This is a genomic window from Chromobacterium haemolyticum (assembly GCF_009936155.1).
GTDB classification, from domain to species: Bacteria; Pseudomonadota; Gammaproteobacteria; order Burkholderiales; family Chromobacteriaceae; genus Chromobacterium; species Chromobacterium haemolyticum.
The window spans coordinates 32,566-58,646 of the sequence record NZ_AP019312.1 but is presented as its reverse complement, the minus strand read 5'-3'; the positions used below and the strand labels follow the sequence as shown (position 1 = coordinate 58,646).

Here is a 26,081-nt window from a genome sequence, read left to right as displayed (position 1 = left end):
CGGTTCGCGGCGCGGAAAGCGCCGCGGCGTCCAGGTGTTGCGGTGTTGCGAAATCAGGCCCGGGCAAAGCGCAGCGCGGGGTTGCGCCAGCTCAGGAACAGCAGCCCGGCGGCGGCGCAGGCCGCCGGGAACAGATACATGCCGGCCCAGCCCAACCGGTGGATGGCGATGCCGCCCAACCAGGAGCCCAGCGCGGCGCCGAAGAAGAAAACCGTCATGAACAAGCTGTTCAGCCGCGAGGCGGCGGCGGGGTCTATGCCCAGCACCCGGCCCTGGGCAATGGTCTGTACCGAACGCACGCCCAGATCGGTCACCATCAGGAAGGCAACTATCATCAGCACCTGGCTGCCCAGCCAGACGCCGGCCAGCGAGGTGGCGGCGATGCCGACGCCCAGCAGCGCGATCACGCCGTGCCAGTCCAGCCGGCGCTGCAGCCATTGCGCCAGCCACGGCGCGCGCAGCGCGGCGATGGAGGTAAAGGCCAGCAGGCCGGTCTGGCCCGCGTTCCAGTTCAGGGTGGAGTGGGTCAGCGAGGACAAATTGGCCCAGATGCCGTTGGAGGCGGCGAAGAAGCAAGCGGCCACCAGCGCCAGCCGGCGCAGCTCCGGCAGCTTCAGCCACAAAGCGCCCTGCTGGCTCAGCATGCGGCCGTAGCGCAGCTGGCCGGCCAGCGGCACCTCGCCGATGCAGCCGCGCAGCGCCAGGCCGATGACGAAGGTCAGGGCGCCCACCGTCAGATAAATGCCGCGCCAGCCGATATGCTCGCCGCCCCAGCCGGCCAGCACCCGCGCCAGCAGCAGGCCGGCGAACAAAGAAGTGAGCAAGCTGCCCACCACCCGCCCGCGCTGCTCCGCCGCCAGCGCCTTGGCGCTGTAGGCCAGCAACAGCTGGCCAGCGATGGACAGCAGGCCGGCCAGGCCGCACAGCAGCACCATCAGCCAAGGCGACGGGGCGATGCCCACCAGCAGCAGCACCACGCCCAACGCCAGCATGGCGGCGGGGATCAGCCGACGCGGCGCGATCATGTCGCCCAGCGGCAGGCCCAGAACCAGGCCGGCGCCGTAGCCGAACTGGGTGGCTACCGACAGCCCCCACAGCGAGTCCGCGGACAGGCCGAAGGAGACGGCGATCAGCTGCGTCATCGATTGGTGGTAGACCACCGCCGCCACGGAAAACCCGGTGGCCAGGCAATAGAGGGTCAGCGCCCAGCGGGACAGGGCGTTTTGAGAGGTCATGATGTGTGTCCTTAGGCGCGGATCAGTCGAATGACAGCGCCAGTGTTGAAGTCAGCGGGCGGCTGCGGCAGCTGAGCACATAGCCGGCGGCCACCTCCTCGGGCGCCAATGCGTGCGGCGCCTCCATGTCCACTTCGCCGGCCAGCACCTGGCAGCGGCAGGTAGCGCAAACGCCGGCCTTACAGGAATAGCGCGGCGTAACGCCGGCTTGCAGCAGCGCGTCCAAAAGGTTGTCCACCGGCGCGCCCAGTTCCACCTGGCGCTGCATGCCGTCCATCCTCACCGTCACCCGCACCCGCTCCGGGCTGTCCGCCAGCGCGCGCTCGGCGCGGGCCGGGCCGGCGGCCGGGGCCGCGGCGTAGTGTTCGCTGCGGATGCGTTCCGGCGGCAGGCCGCTGTCGCTCAGCGCCTGGCTTACCGCCGCCATCATGCCGGCCGGGCCGCAGACGTAGGCGTGGTCGATGGAGGCCGCCGGCAGGCAGCCGCGCAACAGCGCCAGGCAGCGCTCGCGATCCAGCCGGCCGTTGAACAGCTCGATCTCCTGCTCTTCCGCGCTGAACAGATAGATCAGGGACAACCGCGCCGGGTAGCGGTCCTTCAGCGTCGCCAGCGTTTCGCGGAACTGCAGCGAGGCCAGATTGCGGTTGCAATAGACCAGGGTGAAGCGGCTGAGCGGCTCGCGCAGCAGCGTGGCCTGCAAAATCGACAGCACCGGGGTGATGCCGCTGCCGGCGGCGAAGCCGGCGTAATGGCGGGCCGCTTCCGGCGCCGCCGGCAGGCCGAAGCGGCCGGACGGCGGCAAGGCTTCCAGCATCGCGCCCGGCCCTAGATTATCGTGCGCCCATTGCGAGAAGCGGCCGCCGGCCACCCGCTTGATCGCCAGTTGCAGCTTGGGCGCGTCCGGCGCGTTGCACAGCGAATAACTGCGGCGAACTTCCTCGCCGTCCAGCCAGGCGCGCAGGGTCAGATGCTGGCCCGGCTCATGGCGGAAGCGGTCGCGATGCTCCTCCGACGGCTCCAGCGTCAACAGCAGGCTGTCCGGCGTGTCGCGCTGGATCTCGGTCAGCTGCAAGGGGTAAAACTGCGGCATGGCTGCTTCCTCATAAACTCTTGAAGTGCTCGAACGGATTGCGGCAGGCGTCGCACTGGTACAGCGATTTGCAGGCGGTGCCGCCGAATTCGCCCTGCGGGCGGGTGGCGTCGGAACCGCAGCGCGGACAGGGCACCCGCGGCGCGGCGGCGGCGACGAAGCTCAGCCGCTGCCAGCCCGGCTCCGCCGGCAGGGGCGGGGCGATGCCGGCGGCGCGCAGCTTGGACCGGCCGCTTTCGCTCAGCCAGTTCGTGCTCCAGGCCGGGTGCAGCCGCGTTTCCAGCCGCACCGCCTCCACGCCCCGGTCTTGCAGGGTCTGGCGGATATTGCTGTCTATCTGCGCCTTGGCCGGGCAGCCGCTGTAGGTGGGCGTCACCACCACGCGCAGCGCGTCGTCCTCCCAACGCACGTCGCGCACGATGCCCAGGTCCACGATGGAGACGTAGGGCATCTCCGGGTCCGGAATGCCGGCCAGCCACTCCCATACGCGCTCGGTGCCGCTTTGCACCTCCAGGCCGTGCACCCGGCTCACCAGCCGGCTCCCGGATGGGCGCGGGTCAGGAACTGCATTTCCATCAGCAAGGCCACCAGCGCCTCGCCGTGCGCGCCTCGCTTGCCGCCGCTAACGCCGGGCGCGGCGCGCGGCGGCTCCAGCGTGGCCGCGGCCAGCACTTCGTTGACGTAGGCCAGCCATTCCGGATACAGCGCGGCCAGGTCGCAGCCCACGCCCTGGGCCAGCATCGCCTGCTCCAGTTCGTCCATCTCGAACAATTCGCCCACGTAATGCCAGCAGCGCTCCAGCGCCAACCGGCAGAATTCGCGGCTTTGCCGGCTGCCGTCGCCCAGCCTCACCACCCAGCCGCTGCTGCGGCGCAGGTGGTAAGTGGCCTCTTTCAGCGCCTTGGCGGCGATGGCGGCCACTTCCGCGTCCGCCGAATCCGACAGCTCGCGCAGCAGCAGGCAATGCCAGCTGTCGAACAGGAACTGGCGCATCTGGGTGTCGGCGAAATTGCCGCGGGTCAGCTCCGCCAGCAGCACGTTGCGGAAGGCTTGGGCGTCGCGGCCGTAGGCCAGATCGTCCTCGCTCTGCGGCGGCGTCAGTCCGCGGCCGGCGGCGTCCAGCCACAGCCGCGCCTGGCCCAGCAAGTCCAGCGCCACATTGCTCAGCGCCAGGTCTTCTTCCAATGTGGGCGCGTGGCCGCACCATTCGCACAAGCGCTGCGACAGAATCAGCGCGTTGTCGCCCAGGCGCAGCAGGTATTCCGCGCGCAGGTTTTTCAATTCCGGATGCAGGGTCACAGGTGTTGCACTCCCTCTGGCACCTCGTAATAGGTAGCGTGGCGGAAGCCCTTGTCCGCCGCGGTCTCGAACCACGGCGCGCGCTCCACCTCGCCGCTGCTCACCAGGTCTTCGGCGGCCACCAGCCACAAGCTGACGAACTCGCCGCGGCGGGTGAACACATCGCGCGCGTGCTGCAGCGCCATCGCCGCGTCGCTGGCCTGCACGCTGCCCACGTGGCGGTGCGCCACGCCGTTCTGGCTGCGCGCGAACACTTCCCAAAGCTTCCACTCATGCATCTCGTTCTCCTTGCGGCCGCGCCGCCAGCTTGACGGCGTGGCAGGCGGCGGCTTCGCGCACCCAGGCGCCCTCGTCCCAGGACCGGCGGCGGCTGGCGATGCGTTCGCGGTTGCACAGGCCCTGGCCCCGGATCACCCGGTTGAATTCGTCCCAGTCGATGCGGCCGATCTCGTAATGGCCTGTGTCCGGGTTGAAACGCAGATCCGGGTCCGGCACCGTCAGGCCCAGGTGCAGCACTTGCGGCACGGTCTGATCGACGAACTTCTGGCGCAGGGTGTCGTTGGAATACAGCTTGACGCCCCAGCGCATCGAACGCTGCGAGTGCACCGAATCCTCGTCCGGCGGGCCGAACACCATCACCGTCGGCCACCACCAGCGGTTGAGCGCGTCCTGCGCCATCCGCCGCTGCGCCGGCGTGCCCTCCGCCAGCCGCCGCACCAGATCAAAGCCCTGGCGGTGGTGGAAGCTCTCCTCCTGGCAGATGCGCACCATGGCGCGGGCGTAAGGGCCGTAGGAACAGCGCGACAAGGGCACCTGGTTGACGATGGCGGCGCCGTCGGTCAGCCAGCCGATCATGCCGACGTCCGCCCAGCTCAAGGCCGGATAGTTGAAAATGTTCAAATACTTGGCCTCGCCGGCCAGCAACTGACCGTAAGCCTGCTCCCGGCTCAGGCCCAGGCTCTCCAGCGCGCTGTACAGATACTGGGCGTGACCGGCCTCGTCCTGCACCTTGGCCAACAAAATGCATTTGCGGCTGAGGCTGGGCGCGCGGGTGATCCAGGCGCCCTCCGGCAACATGCCCACGTATTCGGAATGAGCGTGCTGCGCCATCTGCCGCTGCAAGGTGCGGCGGTAGGCCTCCGGCATCCAGTCCTGCGGCTCTATTTTCTCGCCGCGGTCTATCCGCTGTTGAAACGCCAGCTCCAGCGCTTCCAGATCGTCCGTCGTCTCCATCCCTCAGCCCCTCAGGTAGTCCAGCAGGCTCTGCGGCTCCGCCGCCGCCTCCGGCTGACGGTCCAGGGACTGGTTCCAGCGCAGCGCGCTGAATACGTCGCGCAGGCCGTCGTCGTAGTCGCGCTGCCAGCTCCAGAACTGATCGCGCGCCACGCGCTTGAGCACTTTGCCGGTGGAGCCCACCGGCAGCGCGTAGTCGTCGCCCAGCACGCCCACGCACACGGTGTAGTCCGGCAGCGCGCCGCGGCCTTTGAACGGGAAGCAGTCCAGCGCCTGGCGCAGCACCTCGTCCGCGTCCAGCGCCGCGCCGGCCTTGCCGCGCGCCAGCACCAGCACCGCCTCTTCACGCGTCGGCCCGCGCGAGACGCCGATCACGCTGACGTCGAACAAATCCGCATGGCTCAGCAAATGTTCTTCCAGCAGCAGGGTGTAGGCCGGCACGCCCAGCGGCGTCGGCACCGCGTCCACAATGCGGTCCAGATGCACGAACTCGCCGTTGTCCAGGCGCAGGCCGATGTCGCCGGTCAGCCAGTAGCCGTTCAGCGTGGTCAGCGCGGTCAAGTGCGGCTGGCCGTAATAGCCCGGCGTCACCGTGGGCGAACGCACGCCGATATAGCCCGGCTGGCCGTCCGGCAGCAGCTCGCCCTGCGGAGTGAGCACGTCGCAGCGCGCGTAGGACGCGGCCGCGCCCACGGTGCGCTTGCTGGCCACCTGCTCCGGCGTGGACACCTTGAAGAACTGCGACATGCCCAGCTCGGACGCGCCGAACATATCGGTGAAGCGGCCGCTCGGCGCCAGGCGCAGCAGTTGGCGGATATGCGCCTCGTGCGCGGTGTCGCCGGTGTTGTAATAGCGGCGCACCGAATCGAAATAGCCGTCCGGCAGGTTAAGCTCCGCGAAAGAGGCGTAAGTCTGGGAAAACGCGGTAACGATGGTGGGCTGGAAACTGGCGATCAGATTAGCCGCCACCTGACCGGTTTGCGTCGCCAGCGCCAGCGCCGGCAATTGCAGCATGGTGGCCGTCATCAAATAGCTGATGCCGGCCGCGTGGGTGGGCGGCATCGCCGTGGCCAGCTTGTCCTCGTCTTGCTCGACGAAGCCGCGCAGGCGTTCGCGCTTGCCGTTGAAGAACTGCGCGTGGCCGAACAGTACCGCCTTGGGAATGCCGGTGGTGCCGGAGCTGTGGCACACCATCACGATGTCCTCGTCCTTCACCGCCGCCGGCCAGCCGGAGGCCGGCAACGGCGCCAGCGCCACCGCCGCGCCGGCGTTGAAGCCCGCGTCCAGCGCGGTGAGGCCGCGCAGCGCGCCGGCCAGGTCCCAGCGCGCGTCGGTTTCCTTGTCGTAGACGAACACGTCGAAGCGGTTGCGCTGCGCGTACAGCGCCGCGATGTCGGCGCGCAGATGGCCGTTGATCAGCACCGGCACGCAGCCCAGGCTGCCCAGCGCCAGGAAGTGCAGGAAGGACGGAATGCCGTCGCCCAGGAACAAGCAGACATGCCGCCCCGCCTGGATGCCCTGCTGGCGGTACCAGGCCGCCAGATCGCTCACCAGATGGAACAGGCTGTCCAGGGAAAAGGACTGATAGGCGTTGCCGCGCGGGCCGATAAAAGGCTTTTCCAGGAACAGATAGTCTTCCCGGCTGCCGCCGTAGGCGGCGTGGGCCTTGAACAGAAAATTGCCGGCGCCCAGTTCCGGATCGTTGAACAGCGCGTCCCAGGCTTGCTTTTTAATCAGGTGGTCCATGTCGGTGTGTGTCTGCTGGCGTTGGTTAAGCCCGCCGCTTGCGGCCAGGCGGGTGGGTGGACTGTCCGCGAACCCGCTCCGCGAGCGGGCCCTGGCTCAGGCGCTTACTGACGCATGCCGACGGCGAGACGGTTCATGCCGTTCATCAGCGCGATGGCGAAGGTCAGATCGGAAATCTCCTGATCGCTGAAATGCGCTTTCAGCGGCAGATAGGCGGCGTCGTCGGCGTGACTGTCCACGACATAGGTCAGCGCCTCGGCCCATTCCAGCGCGGCCTTCTCGCGCTCGCTGAACTGGGCGCTGACGCGCCAGCCGGCCAGCTCCGCCAGACGGCGGTCGCTTTCCTCGCGCTCGCGCAGCGCCTTGGTGTGCATGTTCAGGCAGAAGGAACAACCGTTGATCTGGGACACGCGCAGATAGATCAACTCGATCAGCGGCAGACCCAACACGCTCTTTTCCAGGCCCTGCTTCACCAGGCGGAAGCCCTGCAGCAGTTCCGGGGACAATTCGTAATAAGCAAGACGCAAGCTACTCATGATCAACACTCCTAAATTTGGATAAGGACAGGAAGCGGGCGCGGCCCGGCCGCGCCCGGAAACTTCAAGCGCGGCGCGCGCCCGGCGCAGCTTCCAGCGAGCTGGCCAGATACACCAGCGCGGCGCAGGCGGCGCAGGTGAGCACGCTGAAATTCAGCGACAGCTTCAGGCTCTGGAACGCGGCCATGCTCAAGGCGAACACCAACAGCAGCGCCGCGCTGATCCAGGCGGAGGCGCGCAGTTGAACGCCCAGCAGCAGGGTCACGCCCAGCACCGCCTCCAACGCGTTCACCGCCCAGGCCAATACCGGAATCAGGCCGGCCGGCGCCCACGGGCACAGCTTGGCCACATGGCGATAGAAGTTCTCCATCGTTCCCCAGGACACCCCCAGTTCGCCCATATGGCCCCAGAAGCCGAAGCGATCCGCCACCGCCGACAAGAACGCCGCCGCCAACGCGAACCGGGCCAATAGCAACACCGCCTTCCAGGCGCTTTCCTTTTGCATGCCTAAACCTCCCAATCGATATGGATGCCAACAAGCCGCGGCGCGCCGCCTTGTTATGCAATATGGATTGCACTGTAATAGACATACTCGATAGGCATAAGGGACAAGAATGAATTTTCCGACCATGACAAAGCGCATGACGGTATTTGGAAACAGGAAAGACAACGCGCGGATCGCCTGACGCCAAATGGCGCAAACCATTGAAAAGAAAAATAGATTCACAAAAACAAGAATGCGCGGGCCGGGGCCGCGCCAACATCCAAGCCGCCGGGACATGACCCCGTCGCCGCCGCGCCGGCATGACCCCGTCCGCGCCGCCGCCTGTCCGGACGGACAGCCCCGCCTGGCAAAAACACCCTTTACCCGCCGCCGCCGCCGCGCTTAGAGTCTGTTTACGATCTAGCGAGCAAGAGCGAGACAAGGCGAAAACAGCTGAGGAAGCGGAATGCACAGATGGCACATGAGCATTTCTAAGCCGTTTTCAACGCGGTATCGCCGCAGCGCAGCAGATTGGAAACAGGCTCTTAAATGACAAGCTTATCCACAAGCAAAGGCAAACCATGCGCCGCCTCCTGCTCCCCTTCCTCGCCGCCGGCCTGACCCTGTCCGCCGCCGTCCAGGCCAAGACCCTGAATTTCTCCGGCTACGCCTGGGAAGTCCGCAATCAAAGCCAAAGCGGCCCCGGCCCCAACGACTGGGATGAAAACAATGCCTGGGTGGACGCCCAAGGCCGGCTCCACCTCAAGATCGCCCAACGCGGCGGCAAGTGGAGCAGCGCCGAAGTCTACCTGCCGCAACGGCTGGGCTTTGGCCGCTACCAGTTCAAGCTGATAGGCCGGCCGGACCTGTTCGACGACAACATCGTGCTGGGCCTGTTCAACTACCCGACGCCGGACGTGGGCCCGGACGCCACCAATGAAATCGACATCGAATTCGCCCGCTGGGGCAACCGGCAAAACCCGATGGGCAACTATACCGTCTACCCGGCCGTGCCCGGCCCCAAGCCCACCTCCTACGCCTTTGAACCGCACCTCAACGGCGACTACAGCACCCATCGCTTCAACTGGGACTCCAGCCGGGTGCTCTACCAATCGCTGCACGGCCACCAGAACGGCGACCTGTATGAAATGGCGCGCTGGAACTTCGCCCCGACAGACCCCAAGCGCCTGGTGCCGCAACAGCCGCTGCCGCCGCACATCAATCTGTGGCTGTTCCAGGGACGGCCGCCCAAGGACGGCAAGGAAGTGGAGATCGTGATCAAGGAGTTCTCCTTCATCCCGGCCGCCGCCAAATAAGACCCGCTAACAAAACCCCTGATCCTGCGTTGCGCCTCCTTGTCGTACTACTCGTACTGTAGCTTCGCAGAAACTTCGTTTTCTGCGTCGGCGCGCCTTGGCTCAGGTACGCTGCGCGGTTTTGTTAGCGGCTCTTAGCGCGCAGCGGCGTTTTGCGAAGAGAGCGGCAATGAAAAACCCGGCCAGGCGGCCGGGTTTCGCATTGCGGACAAACAGCGTCAAAGCTTGATCAGGGCCAAACGCTTGGGCCAATAACGCTCCAGCAAGGCAAACAGAATGGCCGCGGTCTCCACGTCCAGCGCGCCGCGGTAATCGCCGGCGCGGAAATGCATCTGGAAGGCGCGCACCAGGGCGGCGAAGCCGGCGTCGCCGCCCGCCGCCGCCACCTCGTAACCGTAATGCTTGAACGCCTCCAGCATCTTCTCCCGGCCGGGCAAGCCCTGCTGCTGGAACTGCTCTGTGTATTTACGCTGCGTCTCCGCCTCCGGCCAGGCGCCCACCCCGGCTTGATACAGCTCCCGCCACGGGAACATCGGGCCCGGATCGCTCTTGCGGCCCACGGCGACGTCGGAATGTCCCAGCACGTTCACCGGGCTGATGTCCGGATAGCGCGCCAGAATGTTCCGCGCCAATTCCGTCACCGCCTCCATCTGCTGCGGGTGATAGGGCGGAAACACCATGCCGCCCTTGTCCTCCCGCGCCAGATTGACGATTTCCACGCCGATGGACGAATCGTTCAGATTGCTGCGACCATCCCAGGAACTGGCACCGGCATGCCAGGCGCGGTCGTTCTCGTCCACCAGATTGAACAGATTCATCTGCTTGAAGCCGGCCTGCAGATAGCTGGGATCGCAAGGATCCGGCGCCAGATAATGCGCGCTCACCTGACCGGAGCCGGTCAGGGCCTTGACGGAGCCGGCGAAGTCCAGCGCGGTGTAATGCAGGATCAGGAAACGAACGCGTTTGTTGAAGCCTTGGACCGAGCGATAGGTATTGAACAGGATGGGCGTCATGAAGAATCTCCAGGAGGGGGATGGGAAGGGATGCGCACCGGCCAGACAGCCGGCACATAGAGTCTGAGTCCTCCCGGACGCGGGGGTTCGGAGGGGGTGACGGGCGTCAGTTCAGCACAGGCGGGCCGCGTCCCGCTGCAAAACCAGCGTCAATCGCGTCGCCCGCCCAGCGGCCGCCCGGTCTTCGGGTCCAGACCCTTGGCCGCGGCTAGCTTACTCATCAAGGCTTCCGACGGTTTTTCCGGCGGCACATTGGCCTTGAACGCTTCCAACCACTTCAGCTTGCCGTCCCAGGCCGGCAGCGCGGCCGGCGGCAGCGGCACGATCTCGTCCAGCTCCAGCACTTTGGGATGGGCGTAGGAGTAGTCGCTAAGGACATCGCTAATGATTTTGTAGCGACGGCTACGCTCATCATCCTGCTTCATCCCCAGATCATTCCGTTGCCGGTTCGCATCAGTAATTGGGCCAAAACCTTTTTCCAAGCTGAAAACAGCAACCTCATTCCCCCACTTGGTTCCAAGTTGAAAAAACATGGCTGCCTCAGCGAATTTTTTCTCAAAAAACATCTGATTGGCATACTCAAGCGCAGCCTTCCCATGCCCCTGTTCCGCTGCACATTTTTTCATCTGATTACCAATAGCAAACGGTACAGGCTGCGATATCGTCAGCCCTGTCAACTTATCTCCCACCAAATACTGCGCATCCGGGCTGCCCAAGTCCGCCGCCTTGCGGTAGTAACGGTTGGCCAGTTCCTCATCCTGCTTCACACCGTAGCCGGCCTTCAGATAGCGTCCCATATCGTAGTAGCCGCCGGGAATGCCGCGGTCTATCAGCTCCTGGGTCAGGTCCAGCGTTTCCTTGACCGGGTCCTCACTGCGCGCCGTGCCCCGCCCTATCATGTCGCGCAGCTCCAGGTTGGCCTTGTAATGGCCGTGAGCGGTGGCAATGCGGTAATAACGCTCCATCTCCGGGAAGCGCAGCGGGTCTTCCTTCTCGATCTGGTTCTTCTGCAACCAGCGGGCGTAGCGGTATAGCTGCTCCGCCTCCGAATTCAAGGCCGGCAGATGGTCTTTCTCATATACACAGTTGAAGGCCAGCTTGGCCTCCACTTCTTTCAAATCGGGCACGGAACGCTCCTTGGCCCCGCAGGCGGCCAGAGCCCCCAACAGCGACAAGGCGTACAGCGTTTTAACCATGCTTGCCGTTCAGAGGTCGTCCGGTCTTGGCATCCAGGCCTTTGGCCGCGGCCATTTGGCTCATCAGGGCTTCCGACGGCTTTTCCGGCGGCACATTGGCCTTGAACGCTTCCAGCCACTTCAGCTTGCCGTCCCAAGCCGGCAGCGGAGCCGGCGGCAGCGGCACGATCTCGTCCAGCTCCGGCACTTTGGGGTGGGCGTAGGAGTAGTCGCTTAACACACCCATAATGTTTAGATAACGTCGCCGACGTTCATCGTCCTGTTTTAGCCCCAGATCATCCCACTGTTTATTCTCTTCAGTGATGGGACCAAAAGCATTTCCCAAATTCAACGCAGAAGTTGCATCTCCCGATCTGATAGCCAACTGGAAAAATTTTACTGCTTCAGAATTAGTTTCACCCTGCATTTGAACTGCATACTCCTTCGCAGCAATCGCATGCCCCTGCCCTCCTGCACACTTGAGCATTTGGGTCCCAATAGCAAACGGTACAGGCTGCGATATCGTCAGCCCCGTCAGCTTGTCTCCCACCAGATACTGCGCATCCGGGTTACCCAGGTCCGCCGCCTTGCGGTAATAACGGTTGGCCAGTTCCTCATCCTGCTTCACGCCGTAGCCGGCCTTCAGATAACGCCCCATATCGTAGTAGCCGCCTGGAATGCCGCGGTCTATCAGCTCCTGAGTCAGGTCCAGCGTTTCCTTGACCGGGTCGTCGCTGCGCGCCGTGCCCCGCCCTATCATGTCGCGCAGCTCCAGATTGGCCTTGTAATGGCCGTGAGCCGTGGCGATGCGGTAATAACGCTCCATCTCCGGGAAGCGCAGCGGGTCTTCCTTCTCGATCTGCTTCTGCTGCAACCAGCGGGCGTAGCGGTATAACTGTTCCGCCTCCGGGTTCAATGCCGGCAGGTGGTCTTTCTCATACACGCAGTTGAAGGCCAGCCTGGCTTCGACTGCTTTCAAGTCCGGCACTGCGCGCTCCTTGGCGCCGCAGGCGGCCAGAGCCCCCAACAGCGACAAGGCGTACAGCGTTTTAACCATGCTTGCCGTTCAGCGGCCGTCCGGTCTTGGCATCCAGGCCCTTGGCCGCGGCCAGTTGGCTCATCAGGGCTTCCGACGGCTTTTCCGGTGGCACATTGGCCTTGAACGCTTCCAACCACTTCAGCTTGCCGTCCCAGGCCGGCAGCGCGGCCGGCGGCAGCGGTACGATCTCGTCCAGTTCCGGCACTTTGGGGTGGGCGTAGGAGTAGTCGCTGAGAACTCCGCCGATCAATTTATAGCGACGAATCCGTTCTTCGTCTTTTGGCAACCCCAAATATCTATACCGATTGGCTGTGTCGTTACTATCAATAGATGGAGTCGCAAACCCATTTGCTAGAAATGCCGCCGCACCTTCATCTCCCAATCTAGTAGCAATTTGAAAATACTTGATAGCTTCTGCAAGCTTCCCTTCACTCATCATTTGAACAGCATACTCCTTCGCTGCTTTGGCATGCCCTTGCTCTCCAGCGCATCTAATCATCTGATTGCCAATAACAAACGGTCCTGGTTGCGCATTCGTCAAACCCGTCAGCTTGTCTCCCACCAGATACTGCGCGTCCGGGTTACCCAGGTCCGCCGCCTTGCGGTAATAACGGTTGGCCAGTTCCTCATCCTGCTTCACGCCGTAGCCGGCCTTCAGATAACGCCCCATATCGTAGTAGCCGCCTGGAATGCCGCGGTCTATCAGCTCCTGAGTCAGGTCCAGCGTTTCCTTGACCGGGTCGTCGCTGCGCGCCGTGCCCCGCCCTATCATGTCGCGCAGCTCCAGATTGGCCTTGTAATGGCCGTGAGCCGTGGCGATGCGGTAATAACGCTCCATCTCCGGGAAACGCAGCGGGTCTTCCTTCTCGATCTGGTTCTTCTGCAACCAGCGGGCGTAGCGGTATAGCTGCTCCGCCTCCGGGTTCAATGCCGGCAAATGGTCTTTCTCATATACGCAGTTGAAGGCCAGCTTGGCTTCGACTTCTTTCAAATCAGGCACGGAACGCTCCTTGGCGCCGCCGCAGGCGGCCAGGCTCAGGGTCAGAATCAGGGTCAGAAATGTGGGCTTAATCACTATTACTCCGGGCCGGATCAATACGTCGGAACTCTCTTAAAGCTGCGATAGGAGAGTAAGAGTTTTTAAATGCGGAGTTGTTCGCATCAAGTATCACCCGCCATTGGTCGTAAACCCCTTTTGCCTCCGCCTCTTTATCCATCCGATCTGGATTCGCTCCAGACCAACTATTAGTATGCCTTCCCCACAACTCCTGGCGCAGCGGTTTGGAGATTTCCGGCCGGTCCAAAGCAATGTTCAACTCACTGTCCACCTGCATGCTGCGGGTATTGATATTGGCCGAACCCAGCGTCAGAAAAGCGTCGTTGATGATCATCAGCTTGGCGTGGATGTAAGTTTCTACCCATGCCTTCGGCGGGGAGTCCGGCGCCACGATGGAGCAAATATGGGTTTTCAGGCCAGGCTGCTCAACCGCGGCAATGGGGGCGTCCGGCTTTTGGGCGGCCTCGTACTCCTTTTCCATCCGCTCCCGATAAGCCGTGGCGTCTGCCTCCGCTTCCTTGATCTTGCTTTTGAGCTTTGCCGGCGCCATGACGTTCAAGGCGCTCACCACTTTGGCCTCCCGTTCCGCCTGCTTGGCCTGGCCCAGCCGGGCCTCCACATCATCCGCCTTTTCCAGACGCGCCACGCCGGGAATCGTGTCGGCGCGGCCCAGGCTGTCCAGCATCCGGTAGGTGTTGACCGTGCCGGCGCCCACGCCGGCGTCGCTGGTATTGGTGATCACGAACAGGTAGATCGGATAAGGGCGGCCGGCCTGCTTCTGCGCCTTGGCCGCGTCCTTGATCTTTTCCGCCAGCGGCGGCCAGCGGAAGTACTGGTTTTCGATGAAGATGTAGGAGGTGACGTTGTTGACCGCCTTCAGATACAGCTTCTTGATGTCCTGTTTCTTGTATTCCGGCTGGGTACGCAGCAGCTGCACCATGGCGGCCTTATTGGCCTGCCCGTCCACACGCGGCGCGTAGCCGCCGAAACCGCAGCCGGGCAGCGGCAGGTTTTCCTTGGTCTCGTCGCGCCAGGCGCGGCGGAAATTGTGGAACAGATCGCCCACCGCCGGCCCGGTAATCAGGCTGGAGAAATCCTCGCGCGGCCCCACCGTGCCGTTGCGGCCCAGATTGGGCGCTTTGGGCTTGGCGCTGTGGGCATTGGTGTCCCAGTACTCGTCCAACATATTGTGGCCCATGACGAAGCCGACATGGGCTTGCGCGTCGTCGTAATCCACCAGCACCATTTTCTGGTGATGGCTGGGACCTATCGATAAGGCGGTCTTGGTTCTTTTTTTCAAGCCCTTGTCGTCGTAATCCTGCGTCGCGATATGGGTACGGGTATACGGGCCAAAGCCGCGGCTGCGGAAATGCAGGTATTTGCTGGGAATATCCTTGTGAAACTGGTCCCGCACTTCCTTGTCCGTGGCGCCGGCCGCTGGCTGATCCTCGTCATACCAGGAATACCACTGCGAATCGTATTTATACTGCTCCGGGGTTTCATAAGCCGGCTTGTCCTTGATGCCCACCTCCCAGCGCCCCGGCGTTTGCGACTCATCCACCGTGGCGCCGGTGCTGTTGACGTACAGGCCGGCCGGCTTGGAGGCGAAACACAGCACTCGCACCTGCACGCCCTGCTTGGCCTTGTGCTCCAGCAACTTGCCTATCTGCGCCGGCACGGCTTCCGCGATGTCCGCGTACTTCACCGTGTCGGCGCCCTTGCGGACGAAGTACATGGACGGCTGGAAGCCCCAGCAGATGATGCTGACGTTTTTCTTGGCCTTGGCGATGGCGTAATGCACCGAGGCAAACGCCGCCTCGCCGTTGACCAGGGGCTGGAAGCTGCCCTCATGCGGCGCGTATTCGCTGGTCTGCAAAAACCAGGGCAGGGTCAAATTGGCCCGCAGCGGTTCTTTGACGCAGATCGGGGAGACTATCGTGTTCGCGCTCATTATTATTCTCCTGCCGGCGAAGCATCGGCCTCGCCATTAAGCAAACGGTGGTAGCGCGCGCGCACATGCTCGTCCGGCTCCACGCGGCCGTCCGGCGGCGCGCCGCCGGCCACCACTTTATGGAAGCCGGCATTGGCCAGCGCGCCCTTGTCTGGCTTGCTCAGTTCATTGGCCACCGGGATATCGAACTTGACGCCGTTGGCCAGCTCCACCGTGTATTTTTGCGTGGTGACCGCATGTTTGACCGCCAGGTGGCCGCTTTCGTCAATGATGCCGCGCTCCACCTCGCCGCCGTCGGCATGCAGGGTATAGGGCATGCCGGTCCAGCTGCTGTTGCCGCCTTGCGGCGATTGATCCAGCCGCAGCGACAGCGGCATCCTGGGAATGCTTTGCGGGTAATCCGGATGCGTGACCGTCATTTGCGCCGGCCCGCTCATCTGGTGGCTGGCGCCTTTCACCGACACCTTGCCCGGGCAATGCAGCTCGATATTGCCGCCGGCGATGCGGATGTAAGCGCCACCGCTGACGTTGAGCAGGATTTCCTGTTTGGCGGCCACGGTGATTCTTTCCTTGCAGGACGTCACCGTCACATCCTTGTCCGCGGTCACCTCGATGCTGTCGCTCTGCGCCAGCACCTGGATCTTGCCCTTGGCCGCAATCAGCTTCAACGCGATCTTGTCTTGCAGGCCGGTGACGAACAGGCTGATGTGCTGGCCCACATTGTGAATCCAGCGCCGGCCGCTGGTCTGGTTGGTGTCGCGCTGCGCCACTAGGTCCAGATTGGTGCCCGCCGCCACGGTCTGGCTTTGCTGGCTCAGGCTGGCGATGCCGGCCGGCGCGGACAGCACGATCAAGGGCTGGCGGCCGGTCTGCTCCTTGGCGGTTTTGCCGTCCTTGTCAGTATTGGAGCCGGCTTCCCAGGCTTTCAGCGCGGCCGCCTGCTGCTGTAAATGCCCCTTATCCCCTTTGCCCGCCTTGCTGTTGTCCGGATTGACCTTGTCCGGCCCGGTTTCCATGGTGTCGGCCTGCTGGCCGGTGGCGGTCTCGCCCAGGCTCTGGCTCAGGCCCAGCGCCGCGTCCAGTTGGCTTTGCGCCTGTTCGCGCGCCAGTTGCTTGCCGGACGCACCGTTCTGCGCTTCGGTGCTCAGCAGCAGGCCGTGGCCGGCGCGGATGGCGCCGTGGCTGTCGGTTCTGAGTTCGAAGCCGTCGCCGCGCGCTTCGGCCTTGCCGTTGCTGCGCGGGTGGGTCAGGAAGCCCTGGTTAAGCTGGGTCTTGCCGGGTTCGCTCGATAGCTTGGCGCGTACCTCGCCCGGGGTGTCGTCGAACAGCAGTTCGTTGTACTGGCCGCCCTGGTGTTCCTTGGATTTGATGCCGGACAGAGTTTTATTCGCCGGCAGCGCGCCGGCGCCGCTGAAGTCCGGCGGCGGGTGGCTGCCGTTGTAGAGTACGCCGGTGATCACCGGGCGGTCGATGTCGCCTTCGATGAAGTCGACCAGCACTTCCTGGCCGATGCGCGGAATGAATTGGTGGCCCCAGCCGGCGCCGGCGCTGGGCATCACCACGCGCAGCCAGCAGGAGGATGTGTCGTCCAGGTTGGCGCCGATGCTCGGGTGTTCGTCCGGCCGTTGCCAGTGGAATTGCACTTTGATGCGGCCGTGCTGATCGGTATGCACTTCTTCACCTTGGGGGCCGACCACGGTGGCGGTCTGCACGCCACGGGATTTGGGCTTGGCCAGTTCGGTGTGGGCATAGGCCGGGGTCAGCGGCACGCCGCGGCGCTGAGCGTCGAACTCGGCGCGGAAGGGTTGGGCGTCCTCTGCTTTTGCCAGCGCTTTGAGGTCCGCCGGCAGGTTGTTACGCGCGCTCAGGGTTTGGCGGGTGACGACGAATTCGCGCTGTTCGCTGCTGTCGCCGTCGTGGGCCGGGTGGTCGTCCAGGCGAAACCATTGGCCGGCGGCCAGGCCGCGCACCGAGCCGCCGCCGCTGAATTGCTTGGCCTTGAGGTCATGCGCCTGCTGGCGCAGTTGGGCGTAGTGGCTGAGCTGGTCGGCGTCGCCGGCGTAGTACAGCGATTGCGGGTCGTAGTCGTGCAAGGAAGACTGCAGCGCCTTGCCGTTCTGGCCTTGATCAATGCGGCTGTCGTCGCCGCTGTGCTGGGTGCTGACGGGTTGGTAGTCGAAGCTGGCCAGCGCCACCGCGCCGGGGACGATCTGGCGCAGGGCGTTCCACTCGGTCAGGCCGTCCTCGGCCTCGGTGGCGTCGCTGCGGTGGAAACGCACGCGCTCGACGCCGGCCGGCGGCAGGCTGTAGGGGTCGTCGAAGGCGACCAACCGCACTTGTGGTACCTCGCCATCGAGGTGATCGAAGCGCCAGGCATAACCCTCTTCGTGCAGCAGCCGCACGATGAAGTCGTAATCGGATTCTCGGTATTGCAGGCAGTAGCTGCGCGGGGACGCCGCGCCGGTCTTGAAGTCCAGCGTCTGCACCCGGGCGAACACCGGGTTGGCCTGCTGATGCTCGGCCAGGATCTGTTTGACGATGTCCGGCACCGTCAGGTCCTGGAACACCCGCGAGCTGACGCGATGACGCAGCAGCGCGAACGGCGGCTCTATGGTCAGCTGGTAACGGCTGAAGCCGCCGTCCGAGCCCAGGCTTTCCACCTTGGACACCACGCCGCAACGCAAGCTCTCCGCGCCGGCGGCGTCCAGGATACCAATGCGGGCTGGCAAGCCGAGCAGGGTCTTGAGTTCGATCGCGCCGTCCGGAGACAGACAGGTGAGCTGGTAGGCGTAAGGCCGGGACACGCCTTCTTCGCCGGCCAAACTCAGCGGCAGCAATTGCTCGGCCGCCACGCTGCCGTCGCCCAGGCTGAGGGTGAGCAGGCGCTGGTCCTGGTTGAAGGCGGAGGCGAAGCTGGCGAGCAGGGTGCTGAGGTCCATGGGGCGATCCGTCGAACTATCCAAAATAAAAACACCCCCAAACCGGCCTTAGGCAAAGCACTCATGGCGACGGGCTGTGGCCAGGTCTGCGGATAAGTGCCGCGAGGCGTAATGAGGGTGGGATGACAAAATTTGAGCAAAACATTTTAGATAACCGGCACTTAGCGGACAATCCAATAAAATTGCCATTTTCACCAAACTGGCCAAAAGGACAGGTTGAAACTCTTATCAATCCCCTGAACGGCTTAAACCTTGTTTGGCGACATCAAAAAGTCCAAACAAGAAAAGTTATGGCTTGGTAAGAAAAGGTAAGAAGCACTCAAAGTCAGGCTAAAGACCTGAATTGAATGTGTTTTTATCATGCCGTCTCCACTCAAGGCCCAGGCCAAGCACCTGCGCGCCGCAACCATTGGAGACCACCATGAAACCAAAACACAGCCTGCTGGCCCTGGCGGCCGTCTTTGCCGCCGCGCTTCCGCTGGCGTCTCAAGCCGCCATCGTCCCCCAAAAGGGCAGCATCCATTTCACCGGCAGCGTAACCGCTCCCACCTGCAAAGTAGTTAGCGGCACCGGTGCGACAAGAAGCGGCATGGACATCGCGCCCATTCTCACCGTTAACATGCCTGCCATCTCCATGGACAAAATCGTAGACCTGGGTCAAGTACCGCTGGTGAAACAGACTTTTCAGATCAAAATCGAATGCAGCAGTGCAAACAATGTAGAAGCCAAATTCACAGCGCTTCCAGGCTCGAAGTTTGACGGCCAAACGACCGCCCTGGCTAATGCCATAGGCGGCGGAAATGCCGAAGGCGTGGGCGTCGCCGTCTATAAAGGCGGCACTCCGCTGGACCTGAGCAAGGACGTTGTTCTCACCAAAGCAACTCTCAATGGCTCGGAAGCCATTGATCTCGACGCCGTCTATGTCACCACCGGTGCTTTGCGCACCAGCATGACCGCAGGCACTGTCACAGCCGACCTCCCCTTCGAACTGAGCTACGACTAAGCCCTCCTCGCTTCCACCCACAGCGGCGGGTTTCCCGCCGTTGTCTATTTTCAGGACTCCCATCATGAAAACCCCCTGCTGCAAGCCGCCGGCTTGGCGGCCTGGCTCGCCATGCCCCACGCCAACGCCGGCATCAGCCTCAACGGCACCCGCGTCATTTTCGACGGCGCGCATCCGGAAGCCGCCGTCACCGTGCGCAACGACGGCGCGGACATCCTGGTGCAATCCTGGCTGGAAGCGCTGGACGGCGACAAGGCCGAGCTGCCCTTCGCCATCACCCCGCCGCTGACGCGGCTGCCGGCCGGGCAGGAGCAATTGCTGCGCATCCTCTACGCCGGCGCCGGCGCGTCCCATCAACAGGAAACCGCCTTCTGGCTCAATGTGCAGGAAATCCCTCAGGCAGCCGGGAAAGGCAATGTGCTGCAATTGGCGGTACGCCAGCGCGTCAAGGTGTTCTACCGTCCGCCGGGCCTGGACGGCGACGCGCTGCAAGCGCCGGAACGCCTGCGTTGGCGGCTGCGGCGCGAGCGCGGCAACAGCTGGCTGCAAGCGGACAACCCCAGCCGCTACCACGTGACCGTGACCGGCCTGACCCTGCTCTCCGGCGGCAAATCCAAGGAAATCAGCCGCGCCCAAATGCTGGCACCCGGCACCGGCGGACAATGGCCACTGCCCGCCGACACCGCAAACGATGCGCGCTTGCGCTACCAGATCATCAACGACTTTGGCGCCAACCAGGCTTTTGAAGCCCAGCTGCAAGGCGTAGCGCCCGCTCAGCCGCGCCGGCTGGAGCCCTGAGCCGACCGTTGTACCGTGAGACGATGAGAAGCAAGCCGCTGATGCCCCATGCCCGCCGCAACGCCGCGCCTTCGCTGGCCTGCGCCTGCTGGCTGCTCGCCTGCGCGCAAGCGCTGGCGGCGGACGCACCGGCCTTCAACACCCGCTTTCTGAAGCTGGACGGACAAGCGGCGGATCTCAAAGCGGTACTGAACGCGGGCAACGACATCCTGCCCGGCAGTTATCGCGTGGACATCCTGCTCAACCATCAACTGGCCGACCGCCGCGACATCCTGTTCCGCCTGGAGCCGGACGGCAAAGTGCGCCCCTGCCTGGACGCCGCGTTGCTGCGCAAGCTGGGCGTCAAACTGCCCGCGTCCCGTGCCGGCGACGAGGTCTGCGTGGATCTGCCCCGGCGCCTGGAGCATGCGCAAGTACGCTACGACTCCACCCGGCTGCAACTTGAGCTGAGCGTGCCTCAGGCCCATCTACTGCGCCGCGCCGACGGCTATGTCGACCCGACGCTATGGGACGCCGGCGTCAACGCCGCTTACGCCAATTATCAATTGAGCAGCCAATACAGCCGTGGCCAGGATGGCCGCGCCAGCCGTCAGTTTTATCTCGGCCTGCAAAACGGGCTCAACCTGGGTGACTGGCGGCTGCGCAACGACGCCACCCTCAGTTGGAATACGGGCCAAGCCGCAGAGATACGCAGCAACCGCACCCTGCTGCAACGCGACATCACCGCACTGCGCAGCCAACTGACGCTGGGCGAGCAATACACCGACGCCGTCTTGTTCGACAGCGTGCGCATTCGCGGCGCGCAACTGAGCCAGGACGAGGCCATGCTGCCGGACAGCGAGCGCGGCTACCGACCGGTGGTCCGCGGCCAGGCACAGAGCCAGGCCACGGTGGAAGTGCGTCAGAACGGCTATGTGCTGCACCGCGCCGACGTGCCTCCCGGCCCGTTCGAATTCACCGACATCGCCCCTTCCGGCTCCAACGGCGAACTGGAAATCACAGTGACCGAAGCCGACGGCAGCCGCCGCGTCAGCCATCAAAGCTTCTCCAGCCTGCCGCTGATGCAGGCCCGAGGCCGCTGGAAATACCACGCCGCGCTGGGCCAGTACCAGGGCGGCGAAGCGGCCCGCCCCGGGCTGGCCGCCGGCGCGCTGGTTTACGGCCTCAGCGACGACAGCACGGTGGCCGCCGGCTTCCAGCTCTCGCCGCGCTTCCAGGCAGTCAACCTGGGCCTGGGCGCCAACACGCCGCTGGGCGCGCTGTCGCTGGACCTGAGCCAATCCCTCAGCCGCGCCCAAGGCGGGCGCAGCCAGGGGCAAAGCCTGCGCCTGCTGTACCACAAGGCCCTGCCCAGCACCCAGACCCAGCTCACCCTGGCCGCTTACCGCTACTCCACCGCCGGCTACCGCAGCTTCAATGACCACGCGGCGGACCTGGCCCGGCGCGCCAACCAACACCGCGCGCGCGCCCGGATAGACCTCAGCGCCCAACAAACACTGGGCCGGGAGGGCCGCCGCGGCAGCCTTTATCTCAGCCTAAGCCGGCAGAACTATTGGGGCCGGCCCGGCGCCAGCCACAGCCTCAACCTGGCTTACAGCCATCGCTGGAAACAGTTTCACTACCACCTCAGCCTCAGCCGGAGCCGCGACGGCCGCGGCCAAGGCTCCAGCCAGATCATGCTGGGCTTCAGCCTGCCGCTGGACACTGGGAGACGCGCCCCGCAGCTCAGCGCCCAGCTTGGCCGCAACGCGCTGCACACCAGCCTCAGCGGCCAGTTGGGCGAGGCCGACAGCTACACCGTCTCCGTGAGCCGCGACAGCCAGGGCGGCGCCAGCCTGAGCGCCAGCGGCGTCCATCAGGGCGATGTCGCGCAGCTGAGCGCCGCTTACAGCACAGCGCGCAACCATCAATCCGCCAGCCTGGGCGCCAGCGGCGCCGTTGTCGTCCACGCCGGCGGCGTCAACCTCAGCTGCGCAGTCGGCGACACCTTCGCCCTGCTGCAAGTGGACGGCGCCGCCGGCCTGGGCGGCAACGGCTATACCGTGCGCGCCGACGCTCAGCCTTACCGCGCCAACAGCCTGAGCCTGAACAGCCGCAAGCTGGGCGCCGCGCTGGAGCTGGAAGACAGCGTCAAGCAAGTGGTGCCGCGCCGCGGCGCGGTGGTGAAGGCCGTGTTCAAGGCGCGCAGCGGACGCCGCGTTCAATTCAGTCTGCGTCGCCGCGACGGCAGCGCTGTGCCGTTTGGCGCCAGCGTAGAAGACGCCGCCGGCCGGCCCTTGGGCATCGCGGACCCGCAAGGCCGGACGCTACTCTTGCTCACGCAGCCGCAAGGCCTGCTGGCCGTGAAATGGAGCGACGGCGGCTGCACCGCTCGCTATAAGCTGCCGCCAGCCAAGCCGGGGCGGCATTACCAGCGGCAAACCCTCGCCTGCCATTGAAAGTCATCAGATGAAACGCCAGAAACTTCCCCAAAGCACTTGTTCGCACCTACCACGAGTCCAATTGCTGCTATTGCTCGTGCTAAGCGGTATTGCCAACCACATTCATGCCACTTGCTCCGCAACCTCTAGCGTGACCCAGCCTTTCCCCAACGAGATTACGGTGTTACGGGATGCGCCAAACGGCACGGTATTGGCCACGGCCAGAGTCAAAACAGAAATTTCCTGCAACTCAACCGGTTTGAAGCTGGGTCGGGGACAGGACTACTCCTGGAAAGTCCATGTGTCCCCCAGCAATCAAGACCATGGCAAATCCTCGGTGAGCCATGTCAGAAATACCAAAACCGAGGGCATAGGCATCCGCTGGAGCAACCACAACCACAACACCAGTACCTCGCAAGTCTTCTCCAAGGGGCCACTCAATAAAAGCGACACCAACCGCCGAGGCATTCATTACAAGAAGAAAACGATGCTCGAGGACACCTTCGAATTGATCAAGACCGGCAATATCACAAGCCGGGTGCTTGCGCCCATGCATTACGCCATGCACTACAGCGCCCCGCCGGGAGGACACATCTACAACCAGCCGCTCTACATGTATGCGTTCAACCCCTCCGCGATCAAAGCCATCGGCTGCTCGTTCCGCAACGCCAGCCAGACTGTCCGCCTGCCCGACGTCAGCACCCTCGACTTCGCCGGCACCGGTCGCGCCGGCGATAAGCAGTTCAACATCGATCTGGACTGCGCGCCCGGCACCAGCATCCGCGCCAGGCTGAGCGACGCCAACGCGCGAGGGAACACCGGCACGCTGCTGAGCATCGCCGGCGGGCGAAACAACGCCCAGGGCATTGGACTGGAGCTGCAGCGCCAGGGCGAAACCGGTGCGTATGTACTGGGCACCGAGTTCACCAGCCTGGCGGCCAGGCAACAGCACGCGCTGCCCATGGTGGTGCGCTACGCCGTCAACGGCGCCCCCATCCAGCCCGGCGAGGTCAATGCCGCCGCCACCGTGGAGTTGAGCTTTGATTAAGCCTACGGCGACGCAAAAGGCCGGGCATGCCGCCCGGCCTGGAAACGCGACGCGGCGGCTTCAGTCCTCCACGCTCCAACGAATGCTGCCCGGCTCCGGACACTGCCAGGAGGCCATCAGCCGCTGCCGGATCTCCGCCAGCGATTGCCGCGACAGCAGCTGGCCATCGCGGAACACCGGCCGCAACTCGCCGCCTTCCGCCTGCTCCGCCGTCTGTTGCTGATGCAGCACGTAATGATCGCCCTCACGCTCCACCCGCAGCAGGCCCTTGGCGGATTTTTTGGTGCCGTCGTCCGTTGCCGGGTCCTTGTAGATATCCACCGCCTCGCCGTCCACCTCCGCGTAAATCGCCTTCAGCGCGTAGCCGAAGGTGTCCCGCGAGTTCATGCCGTAGACAAAGCTGCCGATTCCGAACACCACATTGCCGGAGGCGAAACCCTTGGCCGCCAGCCGGCGCAGGATGGCGCGGGCGCGCGGCAGGGTGATGGAGTCGCCATAGATCAGGCCCACGTGGCTGTCCAGCAGCCGGTAGCCGGCGGCGCTGACCGTGCCGCCGTAAATCTCCCACAGGCACTCCACCGCGCCCTTGCGCTCCGCCTCCGTCACCCGCAGGCCGCCGCTCAGCGCTGTGTACGCGCCGTCCGCGTCCCGCGCCGGCAGGCCGTCAACACGGACCAGCTCGTCGTCGCGGTAGCCGGTGAGGATTTTCACCGGATCGCCGGAGTCCGGGCGGAACACCACCTTGGCGTTGCCCAGCGCGTCCGGCCGCCGCGCCAGGATATCGTCCTTCAGTTCACGGGCAATCACCGTGACCACGTTCCAGAAATCAAAGGTGTCGCTGACAATGGACACCATGCCCTGCGGATAATCCTGGCTAACGAACTCGCGCACCACTTCCCGCTCCGCCAGCTGGCGCAGCGCTCCCTCCTCCAGCCCGGCGTGGGCCGGGTCGCGGCGTAGCCGCTGCAGCGTCAACAGGATGCGCAGCGCCATCACACTGTGTTCCGACGCCGGGATGGAGCCGCCCACCAGTTCCCGCTCCGCGTCCGCGTCGTAAAAGTCCTCCAGATAGTCCAGCGCCGGAATGGTGTCGGTGCCGGTGAAGGACAGCAGATGGCCGGCGCCGCAGCGCATGGCGTCGTGCACCCCGCTCATGCCGCGCATGGAGAAGTCATGCCCCTGCCAATTGACGAACTCCGGGGCGCTGCCGGTGAGGCGAGCGAAATAGTCCAGCAGTTTGCGGAATTCAAACGCGATGGTGGCCACTGTGGACGGCTTCCAGGATTCGCAGCTGAACAGGGTTTCAAAATAGGTGGCCACCCAGGGGAAGTCCGGATGCGTATTGCTGAAGATCACCGGCGGCACCTTGATATCCACCCGCGCGCCTTCCGGCAGGGAGCGAATCTCCAGCGGCAGATGACCCAGCGCGTGCAGCGCTTCCAGCCGGCTTGCTGGCACCGCGCCCGCACCCAACGCCGTGTCCATGCGGCGCTGGTATTTGCGCACCGCCTTGTCCCGCGGTTGGCGGAAGAACTCCTGGTCGAACAAGTCGATCAGGTATTGCTGAATGAAGCCCTGCAGGCCGAACCACACCACCTTGTTGTCGAACAGCTCCGGCAGCACCGGCGCGTACTTGGCCGAGCGCGGGGTGAAATTGGCCACCAGCTTGGTGGTGGCCGCCGGATACATGGATGGATGGCCGGTTTTGTAGAAGTCCGCCAGATTGAACGGCTGCAGTTGGTTCAGTTCACGGGCCAGGGGGCGAATGGGGGCGTTCATGATGTATTCCCTATCTAATGTGTAAGTCAAACCAGCTGGCAGCGGGTATCCGCAGTCCAGTTATTGCGGCTGAACACCTGCTGGTAATGCGCCAGCAGCGGTTCCAGGCCATGGCTGAAAATGCCGTGGGTCACGTACAGGTGCAGCGGCGCGTCCAGCCCCTGTTCCCGCTGGCGTTCGCGCAGCGCCTTGGCCAGCTCGGTGAAGGTGCGGCCGCCGTCGCAGATATCGTCCACCACCAATAGCGGCAGCGCCGGCAAGGGGCCGGTCACCTGGGTGCCGCTGATGCGGCCGCTTTGGGTATCCCGCACCTTGTCCGCCAACACCGCCTCGCAGCCCAACTCCCGCGCCAGCTTCAGTACTCGCTTGCGCGCGCCGGCATCCGGCGCCACCAGCGCCGCCGGGCCTACCCGCTCCAGCACCCGACGTAGCGCCGGCAACGGGTCCTCCACTTCCACCCGGTCCAGCAAAGCGGTCACCACATCGCTGTGCGGATCCTGGATCACCACCCGGCTGTAGCCTTGGGCGTTGATCAACTGACAAAACACTTTGGCGCTCAACGCCTCGCCGGGATTGGCTACCCGGTCCTGACGCGCATACGGCACATAAGGCAGATGCAGCGCCAGCGGCCGGCCCGGATAAGCGCGGCGCAACGCGTCGCTCAGCATCAGCAAGGTCATCACCGCTTGCGCGTCGGGCAGGTGGGCATGCAGCCGCAAGGCTTCCGCCGGCGCATCCAGCTCCACCGACACCTGCACTTCCCCACCGGGAAACACCGTGCTTTGAAAAGCCAGCGGCTGGCTGGCGCCCTGCTGAGAAACCGCGAAAACCTTGAACATGATGCCGACTCCTGCGCTGTGTTGGCTTACTTAGTTGATAATTTCAACTAACATGCGCGCAGTATAAATGACCTTAGTTGA

General features: G+C 64.2%; 22 protein-coding genes. 5 read left to right on the top strand and 17 right to left on the bottom strand.

Annotation, left to right across the window (positions count from 1 at the left end):
• Positions 1-53: 53 nt before the first annotated feature.
• The 9 genes from GYH29_RS00220 to GYH29_RS00180 form a co-directional block, all read right to left on the bottom strand.
• Positions 54-1,235: an MFS transporter gene (locus tag GYH29_RS00220; RefSeq protein ID WP_043592495.1), complete on the bottom strand. Its 1,182-nt coding sequence runs from the start codon at positions 1,233-1,235 to the stop codon at positions 54-56.
• Between the two features lie 22 nt (positions 1,236-1,257).
• Positions 1,258-2,325, bottom strand: coding sequence for a 2Fe-2S iron-sulfur cluster-binding protein (locus tag GYH29_RS00215; RefSeq protein ID WP_019100034.1), 1,068 nt, complete (start codon positions 2,323-2,325; stop codon positions 1,258-1,260).
• Positions 2,326-2,335: 10 nt separating this feature from the next.
• Positions 2,336-2,857, bottom strand: a complete 522-nt coding sequence (gene paaD / locus GYH29_RS00210) for a 1,2-phenylacetyl-CoA epoxidase subunit PaaD (protein ID WP_198001625.1) — start codon at positions 2,855-2,857, stop codon at positions 2,336-2,338.
• On the bottom strand, positions 2,854-3,624 hold the full coding sequence (gene paaC, locus GYH29_RS00205; protein ID WP_019104273.1) for a 1,2-phenylacetyl-CoA epoxidase subunit PaaC: 771 nt from the start codon (positions 3,622-3,624) through the stop codon (positions 2,854-2,856). The genes paaD and paaC overlap by 4 nt, the downstream gene beginning before the upstream one ends.
• Positions 3,621-3,902: a 1,2-phenylacetyl-CoA epoxidase subunit PaaB gene (gene paaB, locus GYH29_RS00200; protein ID WP_019104274.1), complete on the bottom strand. Its 282-nt coding sequence runs from the start codon at positions 3,900-3,902 to the stop codon at positions 3,621-3,623. Before paaB ends, paaC begins: the two co-directional genes overlap by 4 nt.
• The gene (paaA, locus tag GYH29_RS00195) at positions 3,895-4,857 is read right to left on the bottom strand and encodes a 1,2-phenylacetyl-CoA epoxidase subunit PaaA (RefSeq protein ID WP_019104275.1); all 963 of its coding nucleotides are present in this window, start codon (positions 4,855-4,857) and stop codon (positions 3,895-3,897) included. Before paaA ends, paaB begins: the two co-directional genes overlap by 8 nt.
• Positions 4,858-4,860: 3 nt before the next feature.
• On the bottom strand, positions 4,861-6,603 hold the full coding sequence (locus GYH29_RS00190; RefSeq protein ID WP_043592497.1) for a class I adenylate-forming enzyme family protein: 1,743 nt from the start codon (positions 6,601-6,603) through the stop codon (positions 4,861-4,863).
• Between the two features lie 104 nt (positions 6,604-6,707).
• Complete coding sequence (locus GYH29_RS00185; RefSeq protein WP_019104277.1) at positions 6,708-7,139, bottom strand: carboxymuconolactone decarboxylase family protein; 432 nt, start codon at positions 7,137-7,139, stop codon at positions 6,708-6,710.
• Positions 7,140-7,203: 64 nt separating this feature from the next.
• The gene (locus GYH29_RS00180; protein WP_052052126.1) at positions 7,204-7,644 is read right to left on the bottom strand and encodes a MauE/DoxX family redox-associated membrane protein; all 441 of its coding nucleotides are present in this window, start codon (positions 7,642-7,644) and stop codon (positions 7,204-7,206) included.
• 560 nt (positions 7,645-8,204) lie between these two features.
• Between GYH29_RS00180 and GYH29_RS00175 the strand changes: the two genes are divergently transcribed.
• A complete protein-coding gene (locus tag GYH29_RS00175; RefSeq protein WP_161523020.1) occupies positions 8,205-8,939 on the top strand; it encodes a glycoside hydrolase family 16 protein in 735 nt (244 codons plus the stop codon).
• Positions 8,940-9,157: 218 nt separating this feature from the next.
• Here GYH29_RS00175 and GYH29_RS00170 read toward each other — a convergent pair whose 3' ends face one another.
• The 6 genes from GYH29_RS00170 to GYH29_RS00145 all read right to left on the bottom strand — a co-directional run bounded on the left by GYH29_RS00170 (position 9,158) and on the right by GYH29_RS00145 (position 18,113).
• Positions 9,158-9,952 carry an N-acetylmuramoyl-L-alanine amidase gene (locus GYH29_RS00170; RefSeq protein WP_161523019.1) on the bottom strand — a complete coding sequence of 265 codons (795 nt, stop codon included), beginning with the start codon at positions 9,950-9,952 and terminating at the stop codon, positions 9,158-9,160.
• A gap of 149 nt (positions 9,953-10,101) precedes the next feature.
• Complete coding sequence (locus GYH29_RS00165; protein ID WP_161523018.1) at positions 10,102-11,148, bottom strand: SEL1-like repeat protein; 1,047 nt, start codon at positions 11,146-11,148, stop codon at positions 10,102-10,104.
• Positions 11,141-12,115: an SEL1-like repeat protein gene (locus GYH29_RS00160; protein WP_161523017.1), complete on the bottom strand. Its 975-nt coding sequence runs from the start codon at positions 12,113-12,115 to the stop codon at positions 11,141-11,143. The genes GYH29_RS00165 and GYH29_RS00160 overlap by 8 nt, the downstream gene beginning before the upstream one ends.
• 61 nt (positions 12,116-12,176) lie before the next feature.
• Positions 12,177-13,241: an SEL1-like repeat protein gene (locus GYH29_RS00155; protein ID WP_161523016.1), complete on the bottom strand. Its 1,065-nt coding sequence runs from the start codon at positions 13,239-13,241 to the stop codon at positions 12,177-12,179.
• The gene (locus GYH29_RS00150; protein ID WP_161523015.1) at positions 13,234-15,174 is read right to left on the bottom strand and encodes a phospholipase D-like domain-containing protein; all 1,941 of its coding nucleotides are present in this window, start codon (positions 15,172-15,174) and stop codon (positions 13,234-13,236) included. Before GYH29_RS00150 ends, GYH29_RS00155 begins: the two co-directional genes overlap by 8 nt.
• A gap of 2 nt (positions 15,175-15,176) precedes the next feature.
• A complete protein-coding gene (locus tag GYH29_RS00145; RefSeq protein WP_161523014.1) occupies positions 15,177-18,113 on the bottom strand; it encodes a type VI secretion system Vgr family protein in 2,937 nt (978 codons plus the stop codon).
• Between the two features lie 421 nt (positions 18,114-18,534).
• On the opposite strand from GYH29_RS00145, the gene GYH29_RS00140 reads away from it, so the two are divergent.
• From GYH29_RS00140 to GYH29_RS00125, 4 genes are all read left to right on the top strand, one after another.
• Positions 18,535-19,116 (top strand): fimbrial protein, encoded by a 582-nt coding sequence (locus GYH29_RS00140; protein WP_161523013.1) that lies wholly within the window; start codon positions 18,535-18,537, stop codon positions 19,114-19,116.
• Between the two features lie 111 nt (positions 19,117-19,227).
• Positions 19,228-19,914, top strand: coding sequence for a fimbrial biogenesis chaperone (locus GYH29_RS00135; protein WP_161523012.1), 687 nt, complete (start codon positions 19,228-19,230; stop codon positions 19,912-19,914).
• Positions 19,915-19,955: 41 nt separating this feature from the next.
• Positions 19,956-22,352 (top strand): fimbria/pilus outer membrane usher protein, encoded by a 2,397-nt coding sequence (locus GYH29_RS00130; RefSeq protein ID WP_161523011.1) that lies wholly within the window; start codon positions 19,956-19,958, stop codon positions 22,350-22,352.
• A gap of 283 nt (positions 22,353-22,635) precedes the next feature.
• Positions 22,636-23,382, top strand: coding sequence for a fimbrial protein (locus GYH29_RS00125; protein ID WP_161523010.1), 747 nt, complete (start codon positions 22,636-22,638; stop codon positions 23,380-23,382).
• A 60-nt stretch (positions 23,383-23,442) separates the two neighbouring features.
• Here GYH29_RS00125 and GYH29_RS00120 read toward each other — a convergent pair whose 3' ends face one another.
• Both GYH29_RS00120 and GYH29_RS24950 read right to left on the bottom strand, forming a co-directional pair.
• Positions 23,443-25,161 (bottom strand): nicotinate phosphoribosyltransferase, encoded by a 1,719-nt coding sequence (locus GYH29_RS00120; RefSeq protein WP_161523009.1) that lies wholly within the window; start codon positions 25,159-25,161, stop codon positions 23,443-23,445.
• Between the two features lie 26 nt (positions 25,162-25,187).
• A complete protein-coding gene (locus tag GYH29_RS24950; protein WP_081576231.1) occupies positions 25,188-26,000 on the bottom strand; it encodes a ribose-phosphate pyrophosphokinase-like domain-containing protein in 813 nt (270 codons plus the stop codon).
• Positions 26,001-26,081 lie beyond the last annotated feature (81 nt).

Excerpts from the sequence above, each read along its gene's own strand:
- GYH29_RS00220 (WP_043592495.1), bottom strand. The coding sequence starts at position 1,235 with ATGACCTCTCAAAACGCCCTGTCCCGCTGGGCGCTGACCCTCTATTGC.
- GYH29_RS00215 (WP_019100034.1), bottom strand. The coding sequence starts at position 2,325 with ATGCCGCAGTTTTACCCCTTGCAGCTGACCGAGATCCAGCGCGACACG.
- paaB (WP_019104274.1), bottom strand. The coding sequence starts at position 3,902 with ATGCATGAGTGGAAGCTTTGGGAAGTGTTCGCGCGCAGCCAGAACGGC.
- paaA (WP_019104275.1), bottom strand. The coding sequence starts at position 4,857 with ATGGAGACGACGGACGATCTGGAAGCGCTGGAGCTGGCGTTTCAACAG.
- GYH29_RS00190 (WP_043592497.1), bottom strand. The coding sequence starts at position 6,603 with ATGGACCACCTGATTAAAAAGCAAGCCTGGGACGCGCTGTTCAACGAT.
- GYH29_RS00185 (WP_019104277.1), bottom strand. The coding sequence starts at position 7,139 with ATGAGTAGCTTGCGTCTTGCTTATTACGAATTGTCCCCGGAACTGCTG.
- GYH29_RS00180 (WP_052052126.1), bottom strand. The coding sequence starts at position 7,644 with ATGCAAAAGGAAAGCGCCTGGAAGGCGGTGTTGCTATTGGCCCGGTTC.
- GYH29_RS00175 (WP_161523020.1), top strand. The coding sequence starts at position 8,205 with ATGCGCCGCCTCCTGCTCCCCTTCCTCGCCGCCGGCCTGACCCTGTCC.
- GYH29_RS00170 (WP_161523019.1), bottom strand. The coding sequence starts at position 9,952 with ATGACGCCCATCCTGTTCAATACCTATCGCTCGGTCCAAGGCTTCAAC.
- GYH29_RS00165 (WP_161523018.1), bottom strand. The coding sequence starts at position 11,148 with ATGGTTAAAACGCTGTACGCCTTGTCGCTGTTGGGGGCTCTGGCCGCC.
- GYH29_RS00150 (WP_161523015.1), bottom strand. The coding sequence starts at position 15,174 with ATGAGCGCGAACACGATAGTCTCCCCGATCTGCGTCAAAGAACCGCTG.
- GYH29_RS00145 (WP_161523014.1), bottom strand. The coding sequence starts at position 18,113 with ATGGACCTCAGCACCCTGCTCGCCAGCTTCGCCTCCGCCTTCAACCAG.
- GYH29_RS00140 (WP_161523013.1), top strand. The coding sequence starts at position 18,535 with ATGAAACCAAAACACAGCCTGCTGGCCCTGGCGGCCGTCTTTGCCGCC.
- GYH29_RS00135 (WP_161523012.1), top strand. The coding sequence starts at position 19,228 with ATGCCCCACGCCAACGCCGGCATCAGCCTCAACGGCACCCGCGTCATT.
- GYH29_RS00130 (WP_161523011.1), top strand. The coding sequence starts at position 19,956 with ATGCCCCATGCCCGCCGCAACGCCGCGCCTTCGCTGGCCTGCGCCTGC.
- GYH29_RS00120 (WP_161523009.1), bottom strand. The coding sequence starts at position 25,161 with ATGAACGCCCCCATTCGCCCCCTGGCCCGTGAACTGAACCAACTGCAG.
- GYH29_RS24950 (WP_081576231.1), bottom strand. The coding sequence starts at position 26,000 with ATGTTCAAGGTTTTCGCGGTTTCTCAGCAGGGCGCCAGCCAGCCGCTG.